This is a genomic window from Rhizobium viscosum, from assembly GCF_014873945.1.
GTDB classification, from domain to species: domain Bacteria; phylum Pseudomonadota; class Alphaproteobacteria; order Rhizobiales; family Rhizobiaceae; genus Rhizobium; species Rhizobium viscosum.
In genome coordinates this window covers 93169-112978 of the sequence record NZ_JADBEC010000002.1, presented here as the reverse complement: position 1 = coordinate 112978, position 19810 = coordinate 93169, and the positions used below count along the sequence as shown (strand labels likewise).

Below are 19810 nucleotides of genomic sequence, written 5' to 3'. Positions count from 1 at the left end.
TTCGCTGGCAAAACGAGGCGCCGATGAATCGCAGTTCGGTTATATGGTCGGCTGTCCGCAACTGGGGACCACGCTTCGGCACGATTATCACATTTTTCGTGCTGGCACGTATTCTCGACAAGACCGAAATCGGCATGTTTGCGGCCGCGTATGCGCTTGTGTCGCTTACCGAATTATTTGCCGATAACGGTTTTGGTGATGCTATCGTCCGCACGCAGGACGTCACACGCGGAATTGCCACGAGCATTCTGATCCTGAACTTCGTCCTTGCCCTCGCCATTTATGTCCTGCTGACAGTTTTCTCGACCGAAATCGGCGATATTCTTGGCGTTACCGGCATTGAACCGGTGTTGCAGCTCGTGGGGCTGTCGCTGATCCTGAACAGCTTCGGCTATGTCCCGCAGGCCTTGCTACGCAAGGAATTTCAATTCAAACGCCTCGCCTTTCGCTCTTTGGCATCAACCGTCATCGGTGCGCTGACTGGGCTGGCAATGGCGTTCCTGGGGTTCGGCGTCTACAGCATGGTTGGCCAGCTGCTGGCAACGACGGTGATAAACGTCGTCTTCCTGTGGTACCCTGTGGTCTTGCGGCCAGCATCTCCCCAGTTCACCGGAATCGGTCATATTCTACATTTTGCCTTCGGCGTCTTTGGGTCGCGGGTTCTGAATTATGCTTCCCTGCGAATGATCGAGATCGTTATTCCGATCTTCTTCGGGCCGGCGGCGCTTGCCCTCTACATCATGGGCTCGCGCGTTCCAGCTGTGGTAGCGCAGATGCTGACGGCCGTGATGGTGGACGTCAACCTTCCTCACTTATCGCGTCTGGTTGATAATCCTCCGCAAATGAAGGAAGCGTTCTATTCAAGCTTACGCTCGCTTTCGATGATTTCCGCTCCCGCTTTTATCTCCATTGCGGCGCTTTCTCCGGAAATTGCCCGAATTTGCTTTGGCAGTAACGGGATCGATTCAGAGCTCATTATGTTCCCGGCCGCCATACTGGGCGCTGCCCAGTCGATCGGTTATAGCAATGAGGTCATGCTCAACGCATGGGGCCTGCCACGTATCGTTTTGCGCATGCAGGTTTGCGCGGCAGTGCTCATTGCGATCATGCTGACGGTGCTTCAGCACAGCACCGTGTTTACGCTTGTCACAGTTTACGTCTGCTGCCACATCGTCGTCATATCGATAGGTATTCTTTACGGATCGCGAAAAACCCACGTTTCACTGAAGACGATGTTCGGTAAGTGTGGCTCGTTTTTCCTGGCATCCTTCGCCGGCCTGGCCGTGGTTTATTTGGTAAGAGCCTATGCGATGCCCGCCTCGCCCGCACTGCTGCGGGCGGTAATCCTGGCACCCCTCTTCGTGATGGTTTATGTCGCAGCTATTGGGGTGCTTGATCGAGACGCGCTGCGTAGTTGGCTGAATAAGGCAAGAAAAATTAGAGCCTGGAAACAAGCGTAATTTCCGAGGAGAGCGCGTCATGTTTAGAGAAATTGCCCAAGATTATCGAAGCCACAAGAGAGCCTTGATTGCACAGGGTTTTTGGGCACTTGCTTTCCACAGATATGGAAGCACTGTCCGTTCTATCAAATTTGCGCCAATACGCATACCGCTAAAGATCGTGCATTTTTTCCTCATAAAATTTTCTGAAGTGTTTTTCGGAATCTACATAGGAGCAAATGCGAAGATTGGTTCTCGATGCGTCATCGAGCATTTCGGCTCAATCATCATTCATTCCGAAGTACGGATCGGTGACGATGTTCGCCTTCGGCAAGGGGTGACGATCGGCAATAAATCGGCAGATAAGCCGAATGAAGTGCCGATCCTGGGCAATGGCGTGGACGTGGGTGCCGGCGCAAAAATTCTCGGCCCTGTCATCATTGGCGAAGGAGCTGTCATCGGCGCGAACGCGGTTGTCGTTAGAGACGTTCCGGCAGGAGCAATCGCAGTCGGCGTACCCGCCGCAATTAAGTATCGAAAGACACCAGATACGGCCAAGACTCCAACCGCAATTGAACACCAGGACAGGTAGGCTGCAATTACCAATCCATGGGGGAACTACCTAACCGGTTCGTGCGCGTTTGTCTGTCGGCGGAGCGGATTCACTCAGCACATGTTCCGGCTATCGCCTTTATAATCGTCGGCACCATAACCTTGGCCGCAGTCGAAGCAACAGGATGAGCCCCATCCGGTATGGCCGTCGATAATTCCTCCGCCGGCAACATCAGCCAACCGTTGCTGTGATCGATGATTGCAACGCTCCGTTCGGCCGCGACGCTGCGATGAGCCGAAATATAACTGCTCAGAAAGGGTCTGATCGCACCCCTTAAACCCGACATCGGATTCATTACCATCATGTAGATCCGTGCATCGGGTAGCCCGGTCTTCAGCCTTTCAAGAATGGTCGAGAAATTCCCGCGGCTGCGGCTGACGCTCATCCAGCGATTCAGCGCGGCATCATTCGCGTAGAACTCAACAAGCACGATGTCAGGCTTTTCGGTGATTACACGTTCTACTGAAGATAATCCCCACTCCGTCGTCGCTCCGCTCTTTGCCACGATGGCAATGTCAACCGCACGACGAAGGCACCGCTCAAGACCTTCTTCAAGGCTTGCCTGCCAGCCCCCCCGCGCAGTCAGCGACGTTCCAAACGTCACAATCTTCAGAGGCGCAGCCGTCACATCAGCAACCGACAAAAGAAAGATAACAAGGAGACCTGCAGAAAATCTCATCAGCCATTGGAACCGGCGGCTACGACCGCAGATGGCGCGCGGCGCTTTTTCAATTGCATGAGCCTTTCCTCGAAGAAGATAAAGGAAATGATAGATACGATCATCGTGAGGACGAAGGCTGTCGCTATCTGCATGATCAGGAAAATCGTTCCCTCCCGCATTCCCGTCAGCAATGCGACGAGGCGCCCGGACGGACCGAGCAAGAGATTGTGAAATAGATAAAAGCCGTAGCTTACAACGCCGACACCACGGATCAACGGAATCTCAAGAAATCGAGTGGCAGTCGAATTCTGGCAAACCGTTAAGAGCATGATCAGCAATCCGGACAGAAGCGGCGCTATGATCAAAGCGGCGTTCGGATGGCCGTTCAGGATGAAATAGAGGTGCTGCAGAACCAGGACGGTCCCGAGAGCGGTGATCAGCAATCCGGAAAATCGAAGGTCAATCGAGCCAAGCCGTCTGGCGGCCAGCCCAAAAAGCCCGCCTACCGCAATGGCATAAAAACCCGACAACGAATTCACGCGAAATTCGAGTTCGTCGTCGAATACCCACCAGCAGGAAACCACAAGCAGCACAAGCAGAGAAACCAACATACCGGAGCGCCAGAACCGCGATGGCAGCCAGATGAACAGAAGCGGGAAAAACACGTAGAATTGCTGCTCTACGGAAAGGGTCCACAGGTGAGATAGTGGTCCCAGCCAGTCATGCCTGACGAAGCCGATGTAGACATTCGTCGTATAGGTCAGAATCCAACCGACACTGCCGTAGAATTTATTGACATTGTCGCCCGAAACCAAGGTCACAGTCGACAGGAATATCAGCGCAAGTGTCAGATAGTAGATCGGGAATATTCGCAAAGCTCTATTGCGCATAAACAGAACGATCTCGGTCGGACCATCGGATGTGCCCGCTTCGACCCGCTGCCGCGCTTTGAAGAGGATCGGCACGATAAGAAAACCGCTCAAGGCAAAGAATACCCAGACCGCAAGCGTGCCCGTTTCCTGAGCTTTGGTTAATCCGGCGTGGTCAGTGAGCACAAAGAGAACGCATATTGCCCGTAGGCCATCGAGACCTCTAATGGCCTTGGCAGCACCAAATACCCTTTGATAGATTTCGTGCATATTCGTTCCTTGCGCGCGTTTATAGGAATTGGAAAAATGAACCTAATGCTCCGTTGCTGAGTTACGGTGCCAACTTCAGCGCGTTCCCAGCAGCATGCGGTTCCGGAGCCCTTTTGCGAAGGACGAGCGATGGAACGCTCGCGCGTTTTCTATTCAATCGAGCCAAGAGTAGCAACCGAAAACCCCGCCCAACATTATTTCACCCTTAGGCCCGAATTCAGCCAATCACACCTGACATCCCGCCCGCAGGCCCTCCGCTTCCTTTGAGAAGAACAGTTGCTAAGCCTGGATCTCAAGCGAGAGCACATCAACTGAGCCGGTCGAGCGCAAGTGTGATCGCACGTCTTCTTCTCACTCCATGGCGGCTGCGATCGGTCGCAACGAACCGATACGACTGATCACATATTTGACGATGATCGGCCCTACAACGCCTGCAATGGTCGCGCCAACGAGGAGAAGAAGCGCCTGATCGCTGACCGAGAAGAACCGTCCGAAAACAGCCTTCACTCCACCGACGAAAATCGTATTCAGCAGATAAATGGCAAAAGCGTTCTGGCCGATGAATTCCAGGAACCGGCTCTGGTTGAAAAGCCGCGATCGGATCAGTCCGTGAAATACGACGAGAGACGTCATACCAACGAGGAAGTAACGCCATTCGGAATTGAACGAGATGTAGAGAAGGACGAGGAAGACGGCGACGGCTGGAATGAAATACCGCTCGACGAAAGACTCCCAGACGTCCTTATGTAGGCAGGCAACGCAGCCTGCCATGAAGAAGGCATAAAACATGAAGATGCGATTGATGTAGACGTAGTCCAATATCGCATCGTTGTAGAACATAAACACATGCAGGCCGAACATGATGATCGAAGCAGCAAACAGAATGTTCAGGCTCACATTCATGCGCGAAAAGAGAAACGTCGTACCGATCGAGAAATAGAAGAGGACGATCAGGTACCATACGAACATCGACGGGCTCTGCTCGGTGTGGATAAAGACGTGCTGAACCGAGAGCAGCAGGTCGTTGACGGGCTTGTCGACCGAGACGAACTGTCCTGCAGAGAACTTTGCGAAAATGACGATCGCCGCCATGATGAAGAACGGAATAAGCAGCCGCTTTGCGCGTTTCGCCGTATAGGTCGCCAGCGAACCCTTCAGCTTGTGAGCACCGACATAGACGAAGACATAGCCGCTCAGGAACATGAAGAGCGGCATGTGGAAAGCATAGATCGCCTGCCGCAGATCAATCGCCCATATAGGGAAAGCGGCGTCGTAGGTATGTCCCCAGACGACAAGGATGATGGCCAATCCTTTGAGACGCTCGATATCCGCCAGCCATTTCCGCTGCGGTCTGGCCGCAGGCTGCTGGGTTGCATTCATCTGCGACGCATTCGCCGTGTCTTCTTGCTGGGGCATATGATCTCTGTTTGCACTTGAAGATGAAAGACGGGCAGACAGCGGGATATCATGTCGCCGGTGACCTTGGAAGCATAATCTACCGCAGTGCACACAAAGCCGGCCGAGAACAGCGGCCGCTGCAGTGCGACCTTTTTCCACAGGAAGGCTCTTCCACGCGCCAGAATGGCTAGGCGGATATCCATCCCCCGCTCACGCTTTATGAGCGGGCGGGCCCTCGGTCACCAAAACTTCACACAGCCTTCAAGAAACTGTCTCGTCTGCGCGCTAATCGTCGCCAAAACGGATTGCAATTTTTTTTGCAGAGGAGAAAATTATGTCAGACAAATTGCAGAATACGGCTGTCGTCAGCCTTGTCGCTCTGATGTCCATGGTCGGCTCGGCGCATGCCGATACGACCGTAAAGTTCTGGCACAGCTTCAGCAAATCGTCCGGCGAGGCGCTCAACAAGATCATTACCAACTTTGAAGCCGCCAATCCCGGTATTCATATCGAGGGCGAGTTTGTGGGCGATTACAATGATATCGTCGCCAAGCTGCAGGCCGCCATTCCCGCCAAACGTGCGCCGGATGCCGTCATCATGGAAGTCACCCGCTACGGCCTCTTTGCCGACCGCGGCGCCCTGACCGACCTTACGCCCTATTTCAACGCAGACCCGCTGAAGGACGACCTTTACGACTATGCGCGTGAGGTCGGCGTCTATAACGGCAAGAACTACATCGTGCCGTTCAACTCCTCGACGCCGGTCCTCTATTACAACAAGGACATCCTGGCGCGCGCCGGCTTCACGACGGAGCCGCCGCTGAAGACTTTCGCAGATATTCTTGCCGTTTCGAAGACAATCACCGAGAAGCTCGGTTCGGAAGGCATCACCGGCATTGCAGCCCCTGGCCAGTTTGCGCGCTGGGGTCTCGTCATGTCCAATGACAGCGAGCTCATCGATTCCAAGACCAACGATATCCTGCTCGACTCGCCCAATACGATCGAAGCCTATCAGTGGATGGCCTCACTCGTGCATGACCAGAAGGTCGCCTCCCCGGATGGCGTCACCGATGAAGATGTTGGCCGCGACGCTTTCTTCGCCGGCAAGGTCGGCATCTCCCTGAATTCGACGGGCGATTACGGCGGCGCCAAGAAGGCACTCGGCGACAAGCTGGAAGTGCGTCCGATGCCCTGCAATAAGGTCTGCTCGGTTCCAATCGGCGGCGCCGGTATCGGTATCCTCTCAACCTCTTCGAAGGATGTTCAGGACGCCGCTTATAAGTTCATCAGCTATGCCGCCTCGCCGGAAGCCAATTCCATCTGGTTTGCCGCAACCGGCTACCTGCCGATCAACAAGAAGAGTGCCGCCCAGCCGGCTGCCATCGAAGCGCTTGCCAAGAAGCAGGGCATCGACGTCGCCATCAAGCAGCTCGAATTCGCCCATGGCCGCGCCCGTCCGCCCGTCGTCACCTGGATGCGCGCGACCGAATACAAGATGTGGGAAGCCATGGCGCTCGGCCAGCGCGACGTCACTGACACGATGAAGGATTTCGCCGCGCAGACGCGCGACGAAGCCAAGCGTTCCAGCAACTAAGCCCCTCCCTCGATCCAATACGGCGGGCCTTGAACGGCCCGCCGTCTCAACTGTTCCGGTCCCATGCTGCGCAAACTCACACCTTATCTTCTCGTCGCACCGCTGATGATCTTCATCACGGTCTTCACCTATATTCCCGTCATCACCAGCGTGAACCTCAGCTTCCGGCACTGGGACTTCCTGTCGCCGACAATGCCTTTCGTCGGCTTGGAGAATTACCGCCTGCTTTTGAACTCCCGCGACTTCTGGAACTCCTTGCAGGTAACCGCGATCTTCGCGCTGTTTTCGGTGCCGATCCGGCTGGCGCTGGCGCTTGCCGTTGCAAGCTATCTCGTGCGCGAAACCTTGCCCTCACGACTCCTGCGCGGTGCGCTGTTTCTCCCTTCTGTAACCTCGACAGTTTCGATCGCCGTTGTCTTCTCCTGGGTCTTCGCCACCGATTACGGCATGGTCAATGCGGCGCTGACCTCACTCGGCCTCGCCAAGGTGCAATGGCTGCAGGATCCGCAGCTTGCGCTCTGGGTGCTGATAACAGTCAATACGTGGAAGCAGCTCGGTTACGATATCGTCATCTATATTGCCGGCCTGCAGGCGGTGCCGCAGGAACTTTATGATGCCGCCGCCGTAGATGGTGGCAGGCGCTTCCATGTATTCCGGCGCGTGACCGTGCCCTTGGTCATGCCGACCACTTATTTCCTGCTGGTGATTTCGGTGATTGAAGCCTTCCAGGTCTTTACCATCGTCAACATCATGACCCGCGGCGGCCCGGCAGGTGCGACTGATATGCTCGTTAATCTGCTCTATCGTGTGGGTTTTACCCTTTTCGATATCGGCAGGGGATCGGCGCTCGCCGTCCTGCTCTTCATCTTCCTGATCGTGCTCGCGCTGATCAAATCCTTCGTCATCGGCCGGAGGGTCCACTATGAAGCTTAAGAATCGTCTGGTGACCGGGCTCGCGCTTGTTGCCGGCCTGATCTTCCTGTCGCCTGTGCTCTACTCGATCTGGATGTCCTTCGAGACAGCGCAGTCCTATTACACTGGCCAGTACGAGTTCACCCTCGACAACTATGTCCGCGCCGTCGCCGAATACAATTTCGCCCGCTATCTCTTGAACAGCATCATCGTGTCGGGGCTGGTGACGCTGCTCGGAATTACGGTCGCAACCATGGCCGCCTTCGCCTTCGCGCGCTATCAGTTCCGCGGCGGCAACCTGCTCTTTGGCGCAACCGTCGCCACGCTGATGATCCCGAGCCACATCAGCCTGATCCCGAACTATCTGACACTCGCCAAGGCCGGCTTGCTCGATACCTATGCCGGGCTCATCCTGCCGGCGATCTCGAATGGCTTTGCCGCCTTCTTCCTGCGCCAATATATCAAGGGCATCCCGAAAGCGCTGGACGAGGCCGCCTATATGGACGGCGCAACGCCGTTGCAGGTGCTGTGGCGGGTCATCGTGCCGATTGCAAAACCCGCCATCTTTTCGATGGGCCTCTACATCTTCATCACCGAATGGAACAACTACATCTGGCCGCTCGTCGCCGTCGGCAAGGAAGACCTCTACACGCTGCAGATCGGTCTCGCTCGCCTTTATCGCATCAATCCCGGCGAAGGTCTGGTCGATTGGCCACTCGTCATGGCGGCCTGCACCCTCAGCATGCTGCCCGTGCTGCTCGGCTTCCTGCTGGTCGAGCGCCATCTCGTGCGCGGCATCACGCTCGGCGCGATCAAATAATCATGAACAAGGACAAGCATAGAATGGCACGCATCGCTTCGCATCGCGGCGGCACTCTGGAATTCGGCGACAGCACGACACACGGTTTTGCCGCAACGGCAAGAATGGCGCTGGAAGAGGTTGAATTCGACGTCCATCCGACAGCCGACGGCGCGATCATGGTTCATCACGATGCTACCCTTGACGGCACGACGGACCGCAGCGGCGTGATCGCAGCGATGAGCGAGGCGGAGGTCCGCGCCGCCGTCATCAACTACGGCGCCGGCGGACATCCGATCTCGCTTGCCGAACTCTGCGCCATCTATGCCGACAGCGCGGTTGACTTCCGCTGCGAGATCAAGCCGGGGGTCGATGGTCGCCCTTATGAGAATTTCGTACCGCATGTCGTAGAGACCCTCGCCCGCCACGGTATGCTCGAAAGGACGATTTTCTCCTCCTTTCTGGTGGAATCGCAGGATGCGCTTTCAGCGGCAACCAGCCGGCCGAAACTCTGGCTCGTCAGCCCGCCAGTGCTGCGTCAGCTCGGGGCAGCGGCCGTTATCGACGTCGCGAAGGCCCATAATATCCCGGAAATCGGTGTCCACGTGGACACTGCCGATACGACATTGATGGCTGAAGTTGAAGCCGCGGGGCTCGATTTTGGTTGCTGGGCGGCCCACTCCGCCAGGCAGATCGAAAAGGTGCTGGCACTTGGTGTAAAAGTCTTCACGACAGATCGCCCAAGCCTTGCCATCGCCATCCGCAATCGCTTCGAAGCGGAGACTGCCCAATGAGCGGCATCGTCGTGCGCGATATCAGAAAATCCTACGTCGGCGGCCCTCAAGTTCTGCACGGCGTCTCCATGGATATCAAGTCAGGCGAGTTCGTCGTCATCGTCGGCCCGTCGGGTTGCGGCAAGTCCACCCTGCTGCGCCTCATTGCCGGGCTGGAACGCTGCGAAGAGGGCGATATCGAAATCGGCGGCCGGCGTGCGAATGATCTCGCCCCACAAGATCGCGACATCGCCATGATCTTCCAGAACTATGCGCTCTATCCGCACATGACTGTGCGCGAGAATATTGCCTTCGGCTTGGAACTGCGCGGCATGCCGAAAGCCGAGCGCAATGCGCGGGCTCAAGATGTGGCAAAGACGTTGCAGCTCGAAGCCTATCTCGATCGCAAGCCGGGTGCCCTTTCCGGCGGCCAGCGTCAGCGTGTAGCAATGGGCCGGGCCATGGCGCGCAACAGTTCGATCTTCCTGATGGACGAACCGCTGTCGAACCTCGACAACGCGCTGCGGGTCGCGATGCGCACCGAAATCAAGGAACTGCATCGCCAGCTTGGCGCAACCATCGTCTATGTCACGCATGACCAGACCGAGGCGCTTTCACTGGCCGACAGGATTGCGGTGATGAAGGACGGCGATCTCCTACAATTCGACACACCCGAAGTGATCTATGACCAGCCACAGAACCGCTTTGTCGCCGGCTTCCTGGGTGTTCCCGCAATGAATTTCCTGCCTGTCGAACATCTTCCCGGCTGGCAGGGCCGGCTGGGACTGACGGCCGGATTAAGACCCGAATCCATGGCGATCCGCGCCGAAGAACCTGCGGAGCCTGCCCTGCCCGTCCGGCTCATGCTGTCGGAGATGACAGGGTCTGATATCATCCTGCATTGCGACAGCCCGGCCGGACGCATCACGCTCACCAGCCCGCGTAAGGATGTACCGCGCCATGCCGACAACTTCTGGGTCATGTGCGACCTTGACCAGGCCGTGTTTTTCGATAACCAGAGCGGGAGCCGCGTCGATCTTTCAGCCGGAGATCGTTGAATTTAGGCGCCGCTGATCGTTCCGGTTTGGAAAACCGCAAGAAGTGATGCAATGGAAAGACAAAGCGAGATTCCGCAACTTCTCGGCGATCTTATCAGCCGCAACTCGACGAAGCTCACCGAGGCCGATACGCGCCTTCTCGACGTGATGATGCAGGATCCTATCCGCGCGGCGATGGAAAACGGCAGGGCGGTCTCCTTCCGCGCCGGAGTGCACCCGGCCTCGGCGGTGCGGCTGGCACGCCGCCTTGGCTTTAAAGGCTATCCGGAATTCCGGACCTTTCTGCAGGCGAACCTCATCGAAGGCGGCGGCGATTTTGAAAGCCCGGTCGCCCGCATGGCCGCCCGTCTCGTTCGGGCGGAAGACGGCGGTGTGCTTTCCTCCGTTCTCGATAGCGAGATTGCTGCCCTCCAGCAGGTGCGCAACGCCGTCTCCGACGCCGATATCAGAGGTTTTTCGGAAGTGCTGCGCGATTGCCGGCGGGTCTTCGTCTTCGGGCGTGGTCATTCTGCCGCCTTAGCCTCGCTCATCGCGCTGAGGCTCAATCGCTCGGGCTATCCGGCAGTCGATCTCGCCAGCCAGATGCATCTGATCGCCGAAGCGCTGGCGACTTTGGGACCTGGCGACGTGGTCTGGCTGCTCGCCTTCCGCAAAGCCTCGCCGCTCATCCACCAGATCCGAAAGATCGCCGCAGAAAGAGGCGCCAAGGTCCTGGCGCTGACTGATCTGCTTAGCGCCCGCATCGATCCTGCACCCGACCGGCAGATCTCGGTTTCCCGCGGCGAAGCCGGCGAGTCCCAATCGCTTGTCGTTCCCATGACGATCGCCAACGCCGTCATTCTCGACCTGGCCGCTATCGATGACGGCCGTTCGCTGCGGGCGCTTGGTACCTTCAAGGCTTTCCGCGCGGACTGCGGTCTCTCACCGGTGATCCTGTAAGGCCAGAAATCCGCCACCGTGAGAGACGTGGGACTGTCCCGGGAGACATTTCGGTCTCCCGGATAAATAAGCTCGAACCTCAAGCCGCCCGGGCGGCCTTGGCGGGGATCTCGACGTCGATTTCGAGGATCGAGACGTTCTCGCCGCGATCGATCCTGATCTGCAGGCGATCGCCTTCGATTTCGACATGCTTGGCGATGACAGCAAGGATCTCCTCTCGGAGGATCGAAACGAGGTCCGATCCGGGAGAAATGCGTTCATGTGCCAGAAGCAGTTGCAGACGCTCACGTGCGACCGGCGCAGTTTTCTTTTTCTGAAAGAAATCGAATACGCTCATGCTGCCCTCCGTCCGAAGATCTTGCCAAACAGACCACGCTTCTCGCCAGGGATCGAAACCGGAAGAACCTCACCATTAAGGCGGCGGACCGCTTCGAAATAGGCCTTGGCCGGGGCACTGCTCTGATCTGCAAGCGTCACCGGAGCGCCAAGGTTGGACGCACGCAACACATCCATGCTTTCCGGGATGATACCGAGCAGCGGGATCGACAGGATCTCGAGCACGTCATCCACTTTCAGCATATCGCCGCGTTCGGCACGGGTGACATCGTAGCGGGTGAGAAGCAGATGCTTTTCGATGCGCTCGCCGCGCTCCGCCTTTTCCGTCTTGGCATCCAGAAGACCGATGATGCGATCGGAATCGCGTACCGAGGAAACTTCCGGATTGGTGACGATAACAGCGATATCGGCGTGCCGCATAGCAAGCGTTGCACCACGTTCGATACCGGCCGGGCTGTCGCAGATGACCCAGTCGAAATGCTTCTTAAGCTCGGTGATGACGCGCTCGACGCCTTCTTCGGTAAGGCAGTCCTTGTCGCGGGTCTGGGATGCCGGCAGCAGGAAAAGCGTTTCGAGGCGCTTGTCACGGATCAGCGCCTGGGTCAGCTTGGCGTCGCCCTGAATGACATTGATCATGTCATAGACGACCCTGCGCTCGGCGCCCATGACGAGATCGAGGTTGCGAAGACCAACGTCGAAATCGACGACCACGACCTTCTCGTTTCTTTGCGCCAGCGCGGCCCCCAACGCTGCAGTCGAGGTTGTCTTGCCAACGCCACCCTTACCCGAGGTTACAACAATGACCTTTCCCATATCCCTCTCCTGTTTGAACCATTCACCCGTTAAATTAGTCGCGACGCCATGATCGCATCATTCTCAAGCCATAATTGCGCAGGCTGGCCGCGCAGTTCCGCCGGCAGATCGTCAGCGGTCTTGTAAATCCCGTCGATCGCCAGAAGCTCGGCCTCCAGCTTGCGGCAGAAGATTCGCGCCGCCGAATTGCCGATCGATCCGGCGAGTGCGCGTCCACGAAGCGCACCATAAACGTGGATCGAACCACCAGCGATCACTTCAGCTCCCGAAGCGATGGATCCGATAACCGTTACGTCCCCTTCGGGGAAAACGATCGATTGACCGGAGCGCACCGGCTCATGCAGCACCAGCGAAGACGGAGCGGCACGAACAACCGGTGCAACGACTTCCCGCACTTCGGCCGGCTGCGCCTTAGCTGGCTTCTGCGCTTGCGCCTGGGCATCAGCTGCGGGCATCTCCACGTCAGCAGCCGGGCGCCCACCAACCATGCCCGGTGGCATGCTGGCGTCGAGCTGCGATGGCCGTGCGCCTTCAATACCCATCACCCTGACGCCACGCTGCCCGAGAGCCGCAACCATTTCCTTGAGGGCGACACGATCGAGCCCGAGTTCACTGACATCCAGAACCACCGGCCTGCCGAGGAAAAACCCAGCGGAACGCGCAGCGAGGTCGTCGAGGCGCACAAGCCAGTCCTCGAATGGCAGATCGGGCGTCAGCACGACCGCAAGAAACGATCTGCCTTTGATGCGAATGGAGCGCGCTTCGGTTAACACGTTAGTAAACTTGGTTAATTTCGGTTTAAAAGCTTTAGCTGCTTCATGGTTAACAAATCGTTAACGCAGAGCTGATGGAGCCAAAAAATGGCTACCTGAAACGGTACCGAACAATCCACTGAACGTCGTACCTCATGCGGGTTATACTTCAGCCTTTTGCTCGAAAAATCAGGGCCTTGCTTGATTTTTTGGGGCAATGGAAACGGAAAAGCCTTCGGTCGAATGAGGGCCATGCTCTTGCTAAGCTCGCATCTTCGCTCGCAGAGTACCGACGCCTGTATGACAGACTCACATCAATGACGCGGAGAAGAAATGACGAGCTTTTTGATTTCGGGACCGGAAACGGCAAGTTTCACCGTCCTCCTTGCTCATGGTGCAGGCGGAGCGATGGATTCTGCGTCGATGACCGATCTATCGAAAGCGCTCGCAGACGGCGGCTTCAAGGTGGCGCGATTCGAATTTGCCTATATGGCCCAGCGTCGTCAGACCGGTGCGGTAAAGCCGCCTCCTCGTGCAGACCATCTGCTCGGCGAATATCGCGCAGCGATCGGTGAACTCAATGCCGGCAACCTGGTCATCGGGGGCAAGTCGATGGGCGGTCGTGTCGCAAGCATGATCGCAGACGAGACTTTGGCGGCGAAGAAAATCCGGGGCCTGCTTTGCCTCGGATATCCGTTTCACCCGCCGGGAAAGCCGGACCAGCTTCGCACCGCGCATCTGGAAAGCCTGCAAACGCCGACACTGATCTGCCAGGGAACGCGTGATCCCTTCGGATCAAGGGAAGAGGTCGCAACCTACTCGCTCTCAGATCAGATCGATCTGCTCTGGCTGGAAGATGGCGACCACGATCTCAAGCCGCGCAAGAAAATCTCCGGATATTCCGCTGGCGACCATATGCGGCGATTGTCCGAATATACGGCAGCCTGGGTAGGGCGGCTGTAGCGAATAGATCAACACCCGCATGACGCGATATTCCTGCTGATATCAACCGCTTCCTCAATATTTAAGCTTATTCGGTAAACATTTTAAAAGGTTTGCTTGATCGAATGCGCCCTCGCGCATCCGCGCGGAAATCAGTTCCTGAACAAAGCGGCTATCAACTGAACATGCGCTTTGTCATCGGCGGGAAATTAGGTATGAGCGCGATCGAAGGCAGGAAGATTGACAGCAATCTTTCCATCTATCTTGATCTGCTGCGGCTAGGCGCAGCCGTTGTCGTATTTCTCTCCCATGCGCATGTTTTCCTGCTCCCCTCCATCAAGATCGGACCTCTTGGTTGGGGACGGGAGGCAGTCGCAGTTTTCTTTGTTCTCTCAGGATTTGTCATCAGCTACGTCGGGCAAGTGAGCGAAAAGGAGTGGCGCGTATATCTCGTCGCTCGTCTCGCTCGAATAATGCCAGTCGCTCTGCTGGCGATTGCGGTGATCTTCGTAGCCGACAGCATCGGAATGCACGCGAACGCCTTTTACTATGACTTCATCAATACCGGATTTTTCACTCCGGTATCAGTCGAAGCGGCGCTCGCCTATGTGACCTTCACCAATCAGTTGTGGTTTGCGCATGCCGTTTTTGGCAGCGGCGAACCATACTGGTCGCTGGGCTTCGAAGTTCAGTACTACCTGTTCTTCGGGCTATTTGCCTTTTCGCCGCGGCGCGCGAAAATACCATTGTTGTGCCTCTGGGCCGCGGTCGCCGGCCCGAAAATCCTGATGTATATGCCGCTGTGGCTCATGGGCTGGTTGACGATGAAGTGCGTCATCGAACGTCCGCCATTTCGGCGCCCAATCTCCATCGCAATGATCGTCGCATCGCTTTTGCTGTTCTTCAGCCTGAAATTTTTCGCCGATCGCGCTGCGACCAATATGTATGAGACTTGGTCACTGTCTCAGGAAGCGATCAATTTCGTCTACTTCAACCTGATCGGTATTGCCGTGGTCCTGCACCTCATCGGCGCAGCGTCGTTGCTTTACCCGGCTCCGGTACTGTTCAAGAAGACAGGCCCGGCGATCAAATGGCTGGCTGGCGGCAGTTTTACGCTCTATCTTGTCCACCAGCCGCTCATCCTCATGTTTGCCTCCTTCCTGCATCCGGTCGAGGAGCAGGTTCCGATGGCGGCAACCCTGCTCGTCGCCTGCTTCATCCTTTGCTTCCTGTTGGCAGAGGTCGCCGAACGGCGAAAGAAGTTCTTCGCCTCACTCATCGTCAGCCTGCTGCCGGTGCTATCGCGAACGGGCCAGAAAACGCCCGCCGATATTGCTTCCGACATAGTCTCCTCAGACGGCAAAATGCCGGCGACCTCGCCGCTCATTCGAGTTCTCGAGGAAATGCAAAATGCCCTCGATGAAGAAGAAAAAGCGGGCGACAGTCACGGTGCACCGTCTCGCGATCGCGTGTCGCGCGCTTGAGTGATCAAATCTCCAGCGTCTCGCGGATCACCCATTCTCTGATCTTTCGCCTCAGTGAACGCTCGGGAGCTTCATCGCCGCGGCGAAATCTTCTGCCACCAATTCGCTGATCGCGATCAATGTTTCCTCGATCGTAAAGCCGGAGGCGACGCTCGCATCGATCAAATCCTGCAGATCCGGTCCGATAGCCTCGCGGCAGTCGTCAAGCCGATCATCGGAAACCGTCAAACTACGCAACTCTTCCATGATGTCCCTTTCCAGAATAGAGGGCCAGAATAAAGCGCCGCCGGCATATTGCGGCGGCGCCGCTGCCATCAGCGTGTGGACGCGCGGCGTCTTGCGGCCGGCAGAAGCCCTTCGCGCTGCATCTTCTTGCGGGCAGCCTTGCGCTGTCGGGCAATTGCCTGGGCTTTTTCGCGGACGCGCCGCTCGGAGGGTTTTTCGTAGGCCCGGCGCTCCTTCATTTCGCGAAATAGCCCTTCGCGTTGCATCTTCTTCTTCAGGGCGCGAAGAGCCTGTTCAACATTGTTGTCTCTGACGATGACCTGCATGTTTTCTCCTTTCGAATGCTGGTGTCGAGCCCGCTCGGTGGCGGCATTTGTTCCGCGCAAATGGCGCACGAAGGGAGCTTGACTGAAACGATCAGAGGATCGCCCTTTGCCGCCGCGTTGCGTCAGTGTGGCTGCATCATGTGCTGAACGGCCAGCAGTCGATATCTGCAAAGGTTCTGGCTGAAGCGCGTACACCTCTCAGAGAGGTTACGCGTCGTTCCCTGAGCCACACCAAACCGATAGGGGTGATAGGCCGGTAAGTAAGAACGACCCGACGGTATTGCAAGCCAGCCTGATCCACCTCCAGCAGCCTGACGGGAACCTTCTGACGCCACGCACATTCCCTTTGCCGAGCGCGGGCCGTGTCAACCGGACGCGACGGGGATGGCGAACATGGCGATTTTTCCGGTTTCCCGCCATGGCCGACGAATGGCAGACGAGCGCCCAACCTGTCCGGCCCGCCTCACACTTTGGAGGCCGATTGAAGATAGCTACTTATAATATTAACGGGATCATCGGCCGCCTTCCGATATTGCTGCGATGGCTGGAAGAAGATGCGCCTGATGTCGTCTGTCTTCAGGAACTGAAAACTTCCGACGATCGGTTCCCGCGACGAGAGATCGAAGGTGCCGGATATCGTGCCGTCTGGCATGGCCAAAAGAGCTGGAATGGTGTGGCAATTCTTGCGAGAAGCGTTTTGCCGGTGCTGACACGCCGTGGCCTGCCCGGCGATCCGGACGACAGCCACAGCCGTTACATCGAGGCTGCCATAAACGGGATGTTGATCGGCTGTCTCTATCTTCCAAACGGCAATCCGGCGCCTGGTCCGAAATTCGACTACAAGCTGCGCTGGTTCCAGCGCCTGCATCACTATGCCGGGGAGCTCCTGGACCTCAAAGTCCCCACCCTGCTCATTGGCGATTTCAACGTCATACCGACCGACATGGATGTCTATTCCCCGGAACGATGGCGCGATGATGCCTTGTTCAGGCCCGAGGTCAGGAAGGCCTATGCCAGATTGGTTCAACAAGGATGGACGGATGCACTTCGCCACCTTCACCCGAATGAGCGAATCTACACCTTCTGGAAATACTGGAGAAACTCATTCGAACGGGATGCAGGACTGCGGATCGACCATGTTCTTCTCAGTCCCGATGTCGCTGGACATCTTGGCTCTGCCAGCGTCCGGCGCAATCCTCGGGGCTGGGACCATACGAGCGATCATGCCCCCGTCATGATTGAGCTCGACCTGCCTTACGCGACTGGCGGGAGCCGGTAAGTCCACACGTATAGAGTGCTGGCGAGACTTCTTCGTCCGCACGATCCGGAAAGAGTTGACGGCGCATGCGATCGAGAGCTTCTGCTTCCTTGCGCGTTCTCGCAAGCAGATCGGTAGTGACATCGCCGTAGCGTGAGCCGTCCGCCGAAGCAACGCCGACGGTCCCGCCGCTAGAAAGGAAGTCGCAGAAGGATCGCACCGATCGAAGACGCGTGGTGATCTCGATATAGTAGCTATCGTGTCTGGCCATGCTCCTCTCCTTTCACTCTCAAAGGTTAACGCGCACTGCGTCAATATGATGACGCTATCTGCGCCTTTCAGCGCAACGATATCGAAAGCCGTTATGAGCACAGCCTTAGGTCACCGCGCTTGCATAGGAAGTTATTCTCTTTTGGAAGGAACATTCACCCGCCGGCCGCCTTTGTCCCCTCAAGGAGAATTGCCATGGCTAACGCTCGCACCACCTTCCATGAAGTCGTCTCGGAGATCGAGGCACTCGCAACGTCAAATGCAACGGACCATTCCGGTCGATGGACGGTCGAATATCTGACTCGACGCGAGATCTTCTATCAGTTTTCGGGAAATCGCAGTCTCGCGGGCGAGGATATAACCGGGCATCGGTTTGACGGCACACGCGATACCCTGACGGCCCTGCCCGCAAATCTGCTCATTCCCGCCATCGCCGACTTCGGCAACAATACGATCATGGCCTTCTATATCGGAGCAAGTACGTCAGTGACGACGATCGCCCGGGAAGCCGTCGATTGCTCTGTGCGGGCGCCGGAAGTGCTGCTGGTGGACATCACCATCGATGACGACGATCTGCTTGGAGGCACAAGATCCCTCACAAGACTGGCCTTCGTCGGGCTTGATTCCAATGAAGGATGGTCGCCGCTTGTTCCATGTGCCGATATCCTGACCATCAGCGACATGATCCATCCGTTCTGGTGCCACGGCAGACAGGTAGCCCGAGGAGGTCTACTGCAGATCAGAATCTGACGAGACGATGTCGTGCGAGATACCGTCTCACTTCCTGTCGCTTGTCCTGCTACGAACAACCGCCAGGTCGTCACTCAGTCAAATAGCTCACCACGTCCAATCTGTCCTTGCTTCGCATCGACATCGCTTATTGCCGGATCGTCGGCAGGGTCGGGGTCCCTGGTGTTTGCGTCTTTAAGGGACCTTGCCGCCTCAACAAGTGCCACGGTCATCTCGTCCGTGCTCCAACCCGCAGCGTTGGCATCGGCGATAAGCGCCTCCAGGGCAAGGCGGGCGGCATCGGTCGCATCCTGAAACCGACGCGTGGGATCATTGCTTGTCGGAACTGGAAAACTCATCGGCGTTCCTTTCGAGGGTTCGAATAAGATTCATCTTTGGAGTGAACGCAGAGGGCTGCAAATGGATGCGTCGATCATTTCCAACCGCCAAGCCAAAGCTCTTCGATAAATGCTTACGTTCTTCGGAAGGTGCCGGCAGAGCGAAGCCTTGAGTGAACCAGGCCGGCAAGCCGTCAGTGCAGGACCGAAGGAGGAAAGGCTGCGGAACCAATCGCCAGTACATCGGTTGATACACTGATCTCCATGCCACGAGAGAAGCGAAACCGGCGGAAAGGCCGAACGGAGGTTTCGATGCATCTGAACGAGGCAAAGGTGACGCATCGGCAGAAGGCCTGGCGTATCGATTTCTTCGGCGACGCCGGTGAGCAACTGACGGTGCGCCTTCCCGAGGCGGCGGCGCTGAACGAAGAAGACGCAATCGATCGCGCCAGGAAAATGATGGTGCAGCTAACACCCTTCGGCACCCGAGGCGGCGAGCCAAGCCTCAATTGCTACGACAGTTTGAGCAACGGCAATTTCGACGACGATCAACCGCCTTTCGGGGTGAAACATTAAGGAAGGCTTTGGATGACCATACGACACGGGAGCTGCAATTGCGGCAAGGTGCGCTATCAGTTGGAGGGCGAACCTAAGCGCATCGGGCTTTGCCATTGCACCGACTGTCGCCAGGAGAGCGGCGCAGCCTTTACCTACTACGGGATCTGGCAGGCATCCGCCTTCAAAACCACGGGGGAAACCGCAGTGCATCAGGGCCGCCGTTTCTGCCCGGCCTGTGGTTCGCGGGTTTTTGCCTACGACGAAGACGAGGCCGAAATCAAACTCGGGACCCTGCAGGATGCGCCGACCGGCCTCAAGCCCACCTATGAGCTCTGGATCAAGCGGCGCGAGCCCTGGCTGCAGCCGGTCGAAGGCGCAGAGCAGTTCGTGGAGGATCGGATCTGACAGGTGTCCGATGTCGAAGGTTCGGCAATCCGTGACATCTTTCGAACTA

24 protein-coding genes are annotated in these 19810 nt (G+C 57.0%); 14 read left to right on the top strand and 10 right to left on the bottom strand.

Features of this window, described 5'->3' with window-relative positions; translation table 11 throughout:
- The first annotated feature begins 23 nt into the window (after nucleotides 1-23).
- Both H4W29_RS21565 and H4W29_RS21560 read left to right on the top strand, forming a co-directional pair.
- On the top strand, nucleotides 24-1460 hold the full coding sequence (locus tag H4W29_RS21565; protein ID WP_192730921.1) for an oligosaccharide flippase family protein: 1437 nt from the start codon (nucleotides 24-26) through the stop codon (nucleotides 1458-1460).
- 19 nt (nucleotides 1461-1479) lie between these two features.
- Nucleotides 1480-2031, top strand: coding sequence for a serine O-acetyltransferase (locus H4W29_RS21560; protein ID WP_192730920.1), 552 nt, complete (start codon nucleotides 1480-1482; stop codon nucleotides 2029-2031).
- A 70-nt stretch (nucleotides 2032-2101) separates the two neighbouring features.
- On the opposite strand, the gene H4W29_RS21555 is transcribed toward H4W29_RS21560, so the two are convergent.
- From H4W29_RS21555 to H4W29_RS21545, 3 genes are all read right to left on the bottom strand, one after another.
- Nucleotides 2102-2731 carry an SGNH/GDSL hydrolase family protein gene (locus H4W29_RS21555; protein ID WP_192730919.1) on the bottom strand — a complete coding sequence of 210 codons (630 nt, stop codon included), beginning with the start codon at nucleotides 2729-2731 and terminating at the stop codon, nucleotides 2102-2104.
- Nucleotides 2731-3852, bottom strand: coding sequence for an acyltransferase family protein (locus H4W29_RS21550; RefSeq protein WP_192730918.1), 1122 nt, complete (start codon nucleotides 3850-3852; stop codon nucleotides 2731-2733). The genes H4W29_RS21555 and H4W29_RS21550 overlap by 1 nt, the downstream gene beginning before the upstream one ends.
- A 351-nt stretch (nucleotides 3853-4203) precedes the next feature.
- Nucleotides 4204-5268: an acyltransferase family protein gene (locus H4W29_RS21545; protein ID WP_192730917.1), complete on the bottom strand. Its 1065-nt coding sequence runs from the start codon at nucleotides 5266-5268 to the stop codon at nucleotides 4204-4206.
- A gap of 316 nt (nucleotides 5269-5584) precedes the next feature.
- Here H4W29_RS21545 and H4W29_RS21540 point away from each other — a divergent pair, with 316 nt between their 5' ends.
- The 6 genes from H4W29_RS21540 to H4W29_RS21515 all read left to right on the top strand — a co-directional run bounded on the left by H4W29_RS21540 (nucleotide 5585) and on the right by H4W29_RS21515 (nucleotide 11325).
- Nucleotides 5585-6844 (top strand): ABC transporter substrate-binding protein, encoded by a 1260-nt coding sequence (locus tag H4W29_RS21540; protein WP_192730916.1) that lies wholly within the window; start codon nucleotides 5585-5587, stop codon nucleotides 6842-6844.
- Nucleotides 6845-6907: 63 nt separating this feature from the next.
- A complete protein-coding gene (locus H4W29_RS21535) occupies nucleotides 6908-7777 on the top strand; it encodes a carbohydrate ABC transporter permease (protein ID WP_192730915.1) in 870 nt (289 codons plus the stop codon).
- Complete coding sequence (locus tag H4W29_RS21530; protein WP_192730914.1) at nucleotides 7767-8576, top strand: carbohydrate ABC transporter permease; 810 nt, start codon at nucleotides 7767-7769, stop codon at nucleotides 8574-8576. Before H4W29_RS21535 ends, H4W29_RS21530 begins: the two co-directional genes overlap by 11 nt.
- A gap of 23 nt (nucleotides 8577-8599) precedes the next feature.
- A complete protein-coding gene (locus tag H4W29_RS21525; RefSeq protein ID WP_192730913.1) occupies nucleotides 8600-9349 on the top strand; it encodes a glycerophosphodiester phosphodiesterase family protein in 750 nt (249 codons plus the stop codon).
- Nucleotides 9346-10386 (top strand): ABC transporter ATP-binding protein, encoded by a 1041-nt coding sequence (locus H4W29_RS21520; RefSeq protein ID WP_192730912.1) that lies wholly within the window; start codon nucleotides 9346-9348, stop codon nucleotides 10384-10386. Before H4W29_RS21525 ends, H4W29_RS21520 begins: the two co-directional genes overlap by 4 nt.
- A 51-nt stretch (nucleotides 10387-10437) precedes the next feature.
- The gene (locus tag H4W29_RS21515) at nucleotides 10438-11325 is read left to right on the top strand and encodes a MurR/RpiR family transcriptional regulator (protein WP_192730911.1); all 888 of its coding nucleotides are present in this window, start codon (nucleotides 10438-10440) and stop codon (nucleotides 11323-11325) included.
- 79 nt (nucleotides 11326-11404) lie between these two features.
- Here H4W29_RS21515 and minE read toward each other — a convergent pair whose 3' ends face one another.
- The 3 genes from minE to minC are packed head-to-tail and all read right to left on the bottom strand — an operon-like array spanning nucleotide 11405 to nucleotide 13247.
- On the bottom strand, nucleotides 11405-11662 hold the full coding sequence (gene minE / locus H4W29_RS21510) for a cell division topological specificity factor MinE (RefSeq protein WP_192730910.1): 258 nt from the start codon (nucleotides 11660-11662) through the stop codon (nucleotides 11405-11407).
- Nucleotides 11659-12474: a septum site-determining protein MinD gene (minD, locus tag H4W29_RS21505; RefSeq protein WP_112545272.1), complete on the bottom strand. Its 816-nt coding sequence runs from the start codon at nucleotides 12472-12474 to the stop codon at nucleotides 11659-11661. Before minD ends, minE begins: the two co-directional genes overlap by 4 nt.
- 29 nt (nucleotides 12475-12503) lie before the next feature.
- Nucleotides 12504-13247: a septum site-determining protein MinC gene (minC, locus tag H4W29_RS21500; RefSeq protein ID WP_192730909.1), complete on the bottom strand. Its 744-nt coding sequence runs from the start codon at nucleotides 13245-13247 to the stop codon at nucleotides 12504-12506.
- Nucleotides 13248-13559: 312 nt separating this feature from the next.
- Between minC and H4W29_RS21495 the strand changes: the two genes are divergently transcribed.
- Entirely contained in the window at nucleotides 13560-14189 is a 630-nt protein-coding gene (locus tag H4W29_RS21495) for an alpha/beta hydrolase family protein (protein ID WP_192730908.1), read from the top strand.
- 164 nt (nucleotides 14190-14353) lie between these two features.
- Entirely contained in the window at nucleotides 14354-15652 is a 1299-nt protein-coding gene (locus H4W29_RS21490) for an acyltransferase family protein (RefSeq protein WP_192730907.1), read from the top strand.
- Between the two features lie 51 nt (nucleotides 15653-15703).
- Here H4W29_RS21490 and H4W29_RS21485 read toward each other — a convergent pair whose 3' ends face one another.
- Together H4W29_RS21485 and rpsU are read right to left on the bottom strand one after the other, a co-directional pair.
- A complete protein-coding gene (locus tag H4W29_RS21485; protein WP_192732750.1) occupies nucleotides 15704-15898 on the bottom strand; it encodes a hypothetical protein in 195 nt (64 codons plus the stop codon).
- Between the two features lie 68 nt (nucleotides 15899-15966).
- Nucleotides 15967-16203 carry a 30S ribosomal protein S21 gene (gene rpsU / locus H4W29_RS21480; RefSeq protein ID WP_192730906.1) on the bottom strand — a complete coding sequence of 79 codons (237 nt, stop codon included), beginning with the start codon at nucleotides 16201-16203 and terminating at the stop codon, nucleotides 15967-15969.
- Nucleotides 16204-16684: 481 nt separating this feature from the next.
- On the opposite strand from rpsU, the gene xth reads away from it, so the two are divergent.
- Nucleotides 16685-17482 (top strand): exodeoxyribonuclease III, encoded by a 798-nt coding sequence (gene xth / locus H4W29_RS21475; RefSeq protein ID WP_192732749.1) that lies wholly within the window; start codon nucleotides 16685-16687, stop codon nucleotides 17480-17482.
- Here the strand turns inward: xth and H4W29_RS21470 are convergent.
- Nucleotides 17436-17732: a hypothetical protein gene (locus tag H4W29_RS21470; protein ID WP_192730905.1), complete on the bottom strand. Its 297-nt coding sequence runs from the start codon at nucleotides 17730-17732 to the stop codon at nucleotides 17436-17438. The two genes, xth and H4W29_RS21470, sit on opposite strands and share 47 nt — an antisense overlap.
- 194 nt (nucleotides 17733-17926) lie before the next feature.
- Here H4W29_RS21470 and H4W29_RS21465 point away from each other — a divergent pair, with 194 nt between their 5' ends.
- The gene (locus tag H4W29_RS21465) at nucleotides 17927-18481 is read left to right on the top strand and encodes a hypothetical protein (RefSeq protein WP_192730904.1); all 555 of its coding nucleotides are present in this window, start codon (nucleotides 17927-17929) and stop codon (nucleotides 18479-18481) included.
- A 74-nt stretch (nucleotides 18482-18555) separates the two neighbouring features.
- Here the strand turns inward: H4W29_RS21465 and H4W29_RS21460 are convergent, their stop codons facing one another.
- Nucleotides 18556-18819 (bottom strand): hypothetical protein, encoded by a 264-nt coding sequence (locus H4W29_RS21460; protein ID WP_192730903.1) that lies wholly within the window; start codon nucleotides 18817-18819, stop codon nucleotides 18556-18558.
- A gap of 291 nt (nucleotides 18820-19110) precedes the next feature.
- Between H4W29_RS21460 and H4W29_RS21455 the strand changes: the two genes are divergently transcribed.
- Both H4W29_RS21455 and H4W29_RS21450 read left to right on the top strand, forming a co-directional pair.
- Nucleotides 19111-19374, top strand: a complete 264-nt coding sequence (locus H4W29_RS21455; RefSeq protein WP_192730902.1) for a hypothetical protein — start codon at nucleotides 19111-19113, stop codon at nucleotides 19372-19374.
- A 12-nt stretch (nucleotides 19375-19386) separates the two neighbouring features.
- On the top strand, nucleotides 19387-19761 hold the full coding sequence (locus tag H4W29_RS21450) for a GFA family protein (RefSeq protein WP_192730901.1): 375 nt from the start codon (nucleotides 19387-19389) through the stop codon (nucleotides 19759-19761).
- Nucleotides 19762-19810: the final 49 nt, after the last annotated feature.

What these genes read in the sequence shown, in the direction of transcription:
- H4W29_RS21565 (WP_192730921.1), top strand. Translation starts at nt 24, where the DNA reads ATGAATCGCAGTTCGGTTATATGGTCGGCTGTCCGCAACTGGGGACCA.
- H4W29_RS21560 (WP_192730920.1), top strand. Translation starts at nt 1,480, where the DNA reads ATGTTTAGAGAAATTGCCCAAGATTATCGAAGCCACAAGAGAGCCTTG.
- H4W29_RS21555 (WP_192730919.1), bottom strand. Translation starts at nt 2,731, where the DNA reads ATGAGATTTTCTGCAGGTCTCCTTGTTATCTTTCTTTTGTCGGTTGCT.
- H4W29_RS21550 (WP_192730918.1), bottom strand. Translation starts at nt 3,852, where the DNA reads ATGCACGAAATCTATCAAAGGGTATTTGGTGCTGCCAAGGCCATTAGA.
- H4W29_RS21545 (WP_192730917.1), bottom strand. Translation starts at nt 5,268, where the DNA reads ATGCCCCAGCAAGAAGACACGGCGAATGCGTCGCAGATGAATGCAACC.
- H4W29_RS21540 (WP_192730916.1), top strand. Translation starts at nt 5,585, where the DNA reads ATGTCAGACAAATTGCAGAATACGGCTGTCGTCAGCCTTGTCGCTCTG.
- H4W29_RS21535 (WP_192730915.1), top strand. Translation starts at nt 6,908, where the DNA reads ATGCTGCGCAAACTCACACCTTATCTTCTCGTCGCACCGCTGATGATC.
- H4W29_RS21530 (WP_192730914.1), top strand. Translation starts at nt 7,767, where the DNA reads ATGAAGCTTAAGAATCGTCTGGTGACCGGGCTCGCGCTTGTTGCCGGC.
- H4W29_RS21525 (WP_192730913.1), top strand. Translation starts at nt 8,600, where the DNA reads ATGGCACGCATCGCTTCGCATCGCGGCGGCACTCTGGAATTCGGCGAC.
- H4W29_RS21520 (WP_192730912.1), top strand. Translation starts at nt 9,346, where the DNA reads ATGAGCGGCATCGTCGTGCGCGATATCAGAAAATCCTACGTCGGCGGC.
- H4W29_RS21515 (WP_192730911.1), top strand. Translation starts at nt 10,438, where the DNA reads ATGGAAAGACAAAGCGAGATTCCGCAACTTCTCGGCGATCTTATCAGC.
- minE (WP_192730910.1), bottom strand. Translation starts at nt 11,662, where the DNA reads ATGAGCGTATTCGATTTCTTTCAGAAAAAGAAAACTGCGCCGGTCGCA.
- minD (WP_112545272.1), bottom strand. Translation starts at nt 12,474, where the DNA reads ATGGGAAAGGTCATTGTTGTAACCTCGGGTAAGGGTGGCGTTGGCAAG.
- H4W29_RS21495 (WP_192730908.1), top strand. Translation starts at nt 13,560, where the DNA reads ATGACGAGCTTTTTGATTTCGGGACCGGAAACGGCAAGTTTCACCGTC.
- H4W29_RS21490 (WP_192730907.1), top strand. Translation starts at nt 14,354, where the DNA reads ATGCGCTTTGTCATCGGCGGGAAATTAGGTATGAGCGCGATCGAAGGC.
- H4W29_RS21485 (WP_192732750.1), bottom strand. Translation starts at nt 15,898, where the DNA reads ATGGAAGAGTTGCGTAGTTTGACGGTTTCCGATGATCGGCTTGACGAC.
- rpsU (WP_192730906.1), bottom strand. Translation starts at nt 16,203, where the DNA reads ATGCAGGTCATCGTCAGAGACAACAATGTTGAACAGGCTCTTCGCGCC.
- H4W29_RS21470 (WP_192730905.1), bottom strand. Translation starts at nt 17,732, where the DNA reads ATGGCCAGACACGATAGCTACTATATCGAGATCACCACGCGTCTTCGA.
- H4W29_RS21465 (WP_192730904.1), top strand. Translation starts at nt 17,927, where the DNA reads ATGGCTAACGCTCGCACCACCTTCCATGAAGTCGTCTCGGAGATCGAG.
- H4W29_RS21460 (WP_192730903.1), bottom strand. Translation starts at nt 18,819, where the DNA reads ATGAGTTTTCCAGTTCCGACAAGCAATGATCCCACGCGTCGGTTTCAG.
- H4W29_RS21455 (WP_192730902.1), top strand. Translation starts at nt 19,111, where the DNA reads ATGCATCTGAACGAGGCAAAGGTGACGCATCGGCAGAAGGCCTGGCGT.
- H4W29_RS21450 (WP_192730901.1), top strand. Translation starts at nt 19,387, where the DNA reads ATGACCATACGACACGGGAGCTGCAATTGCGGCAAGGTGCGCTATCAG.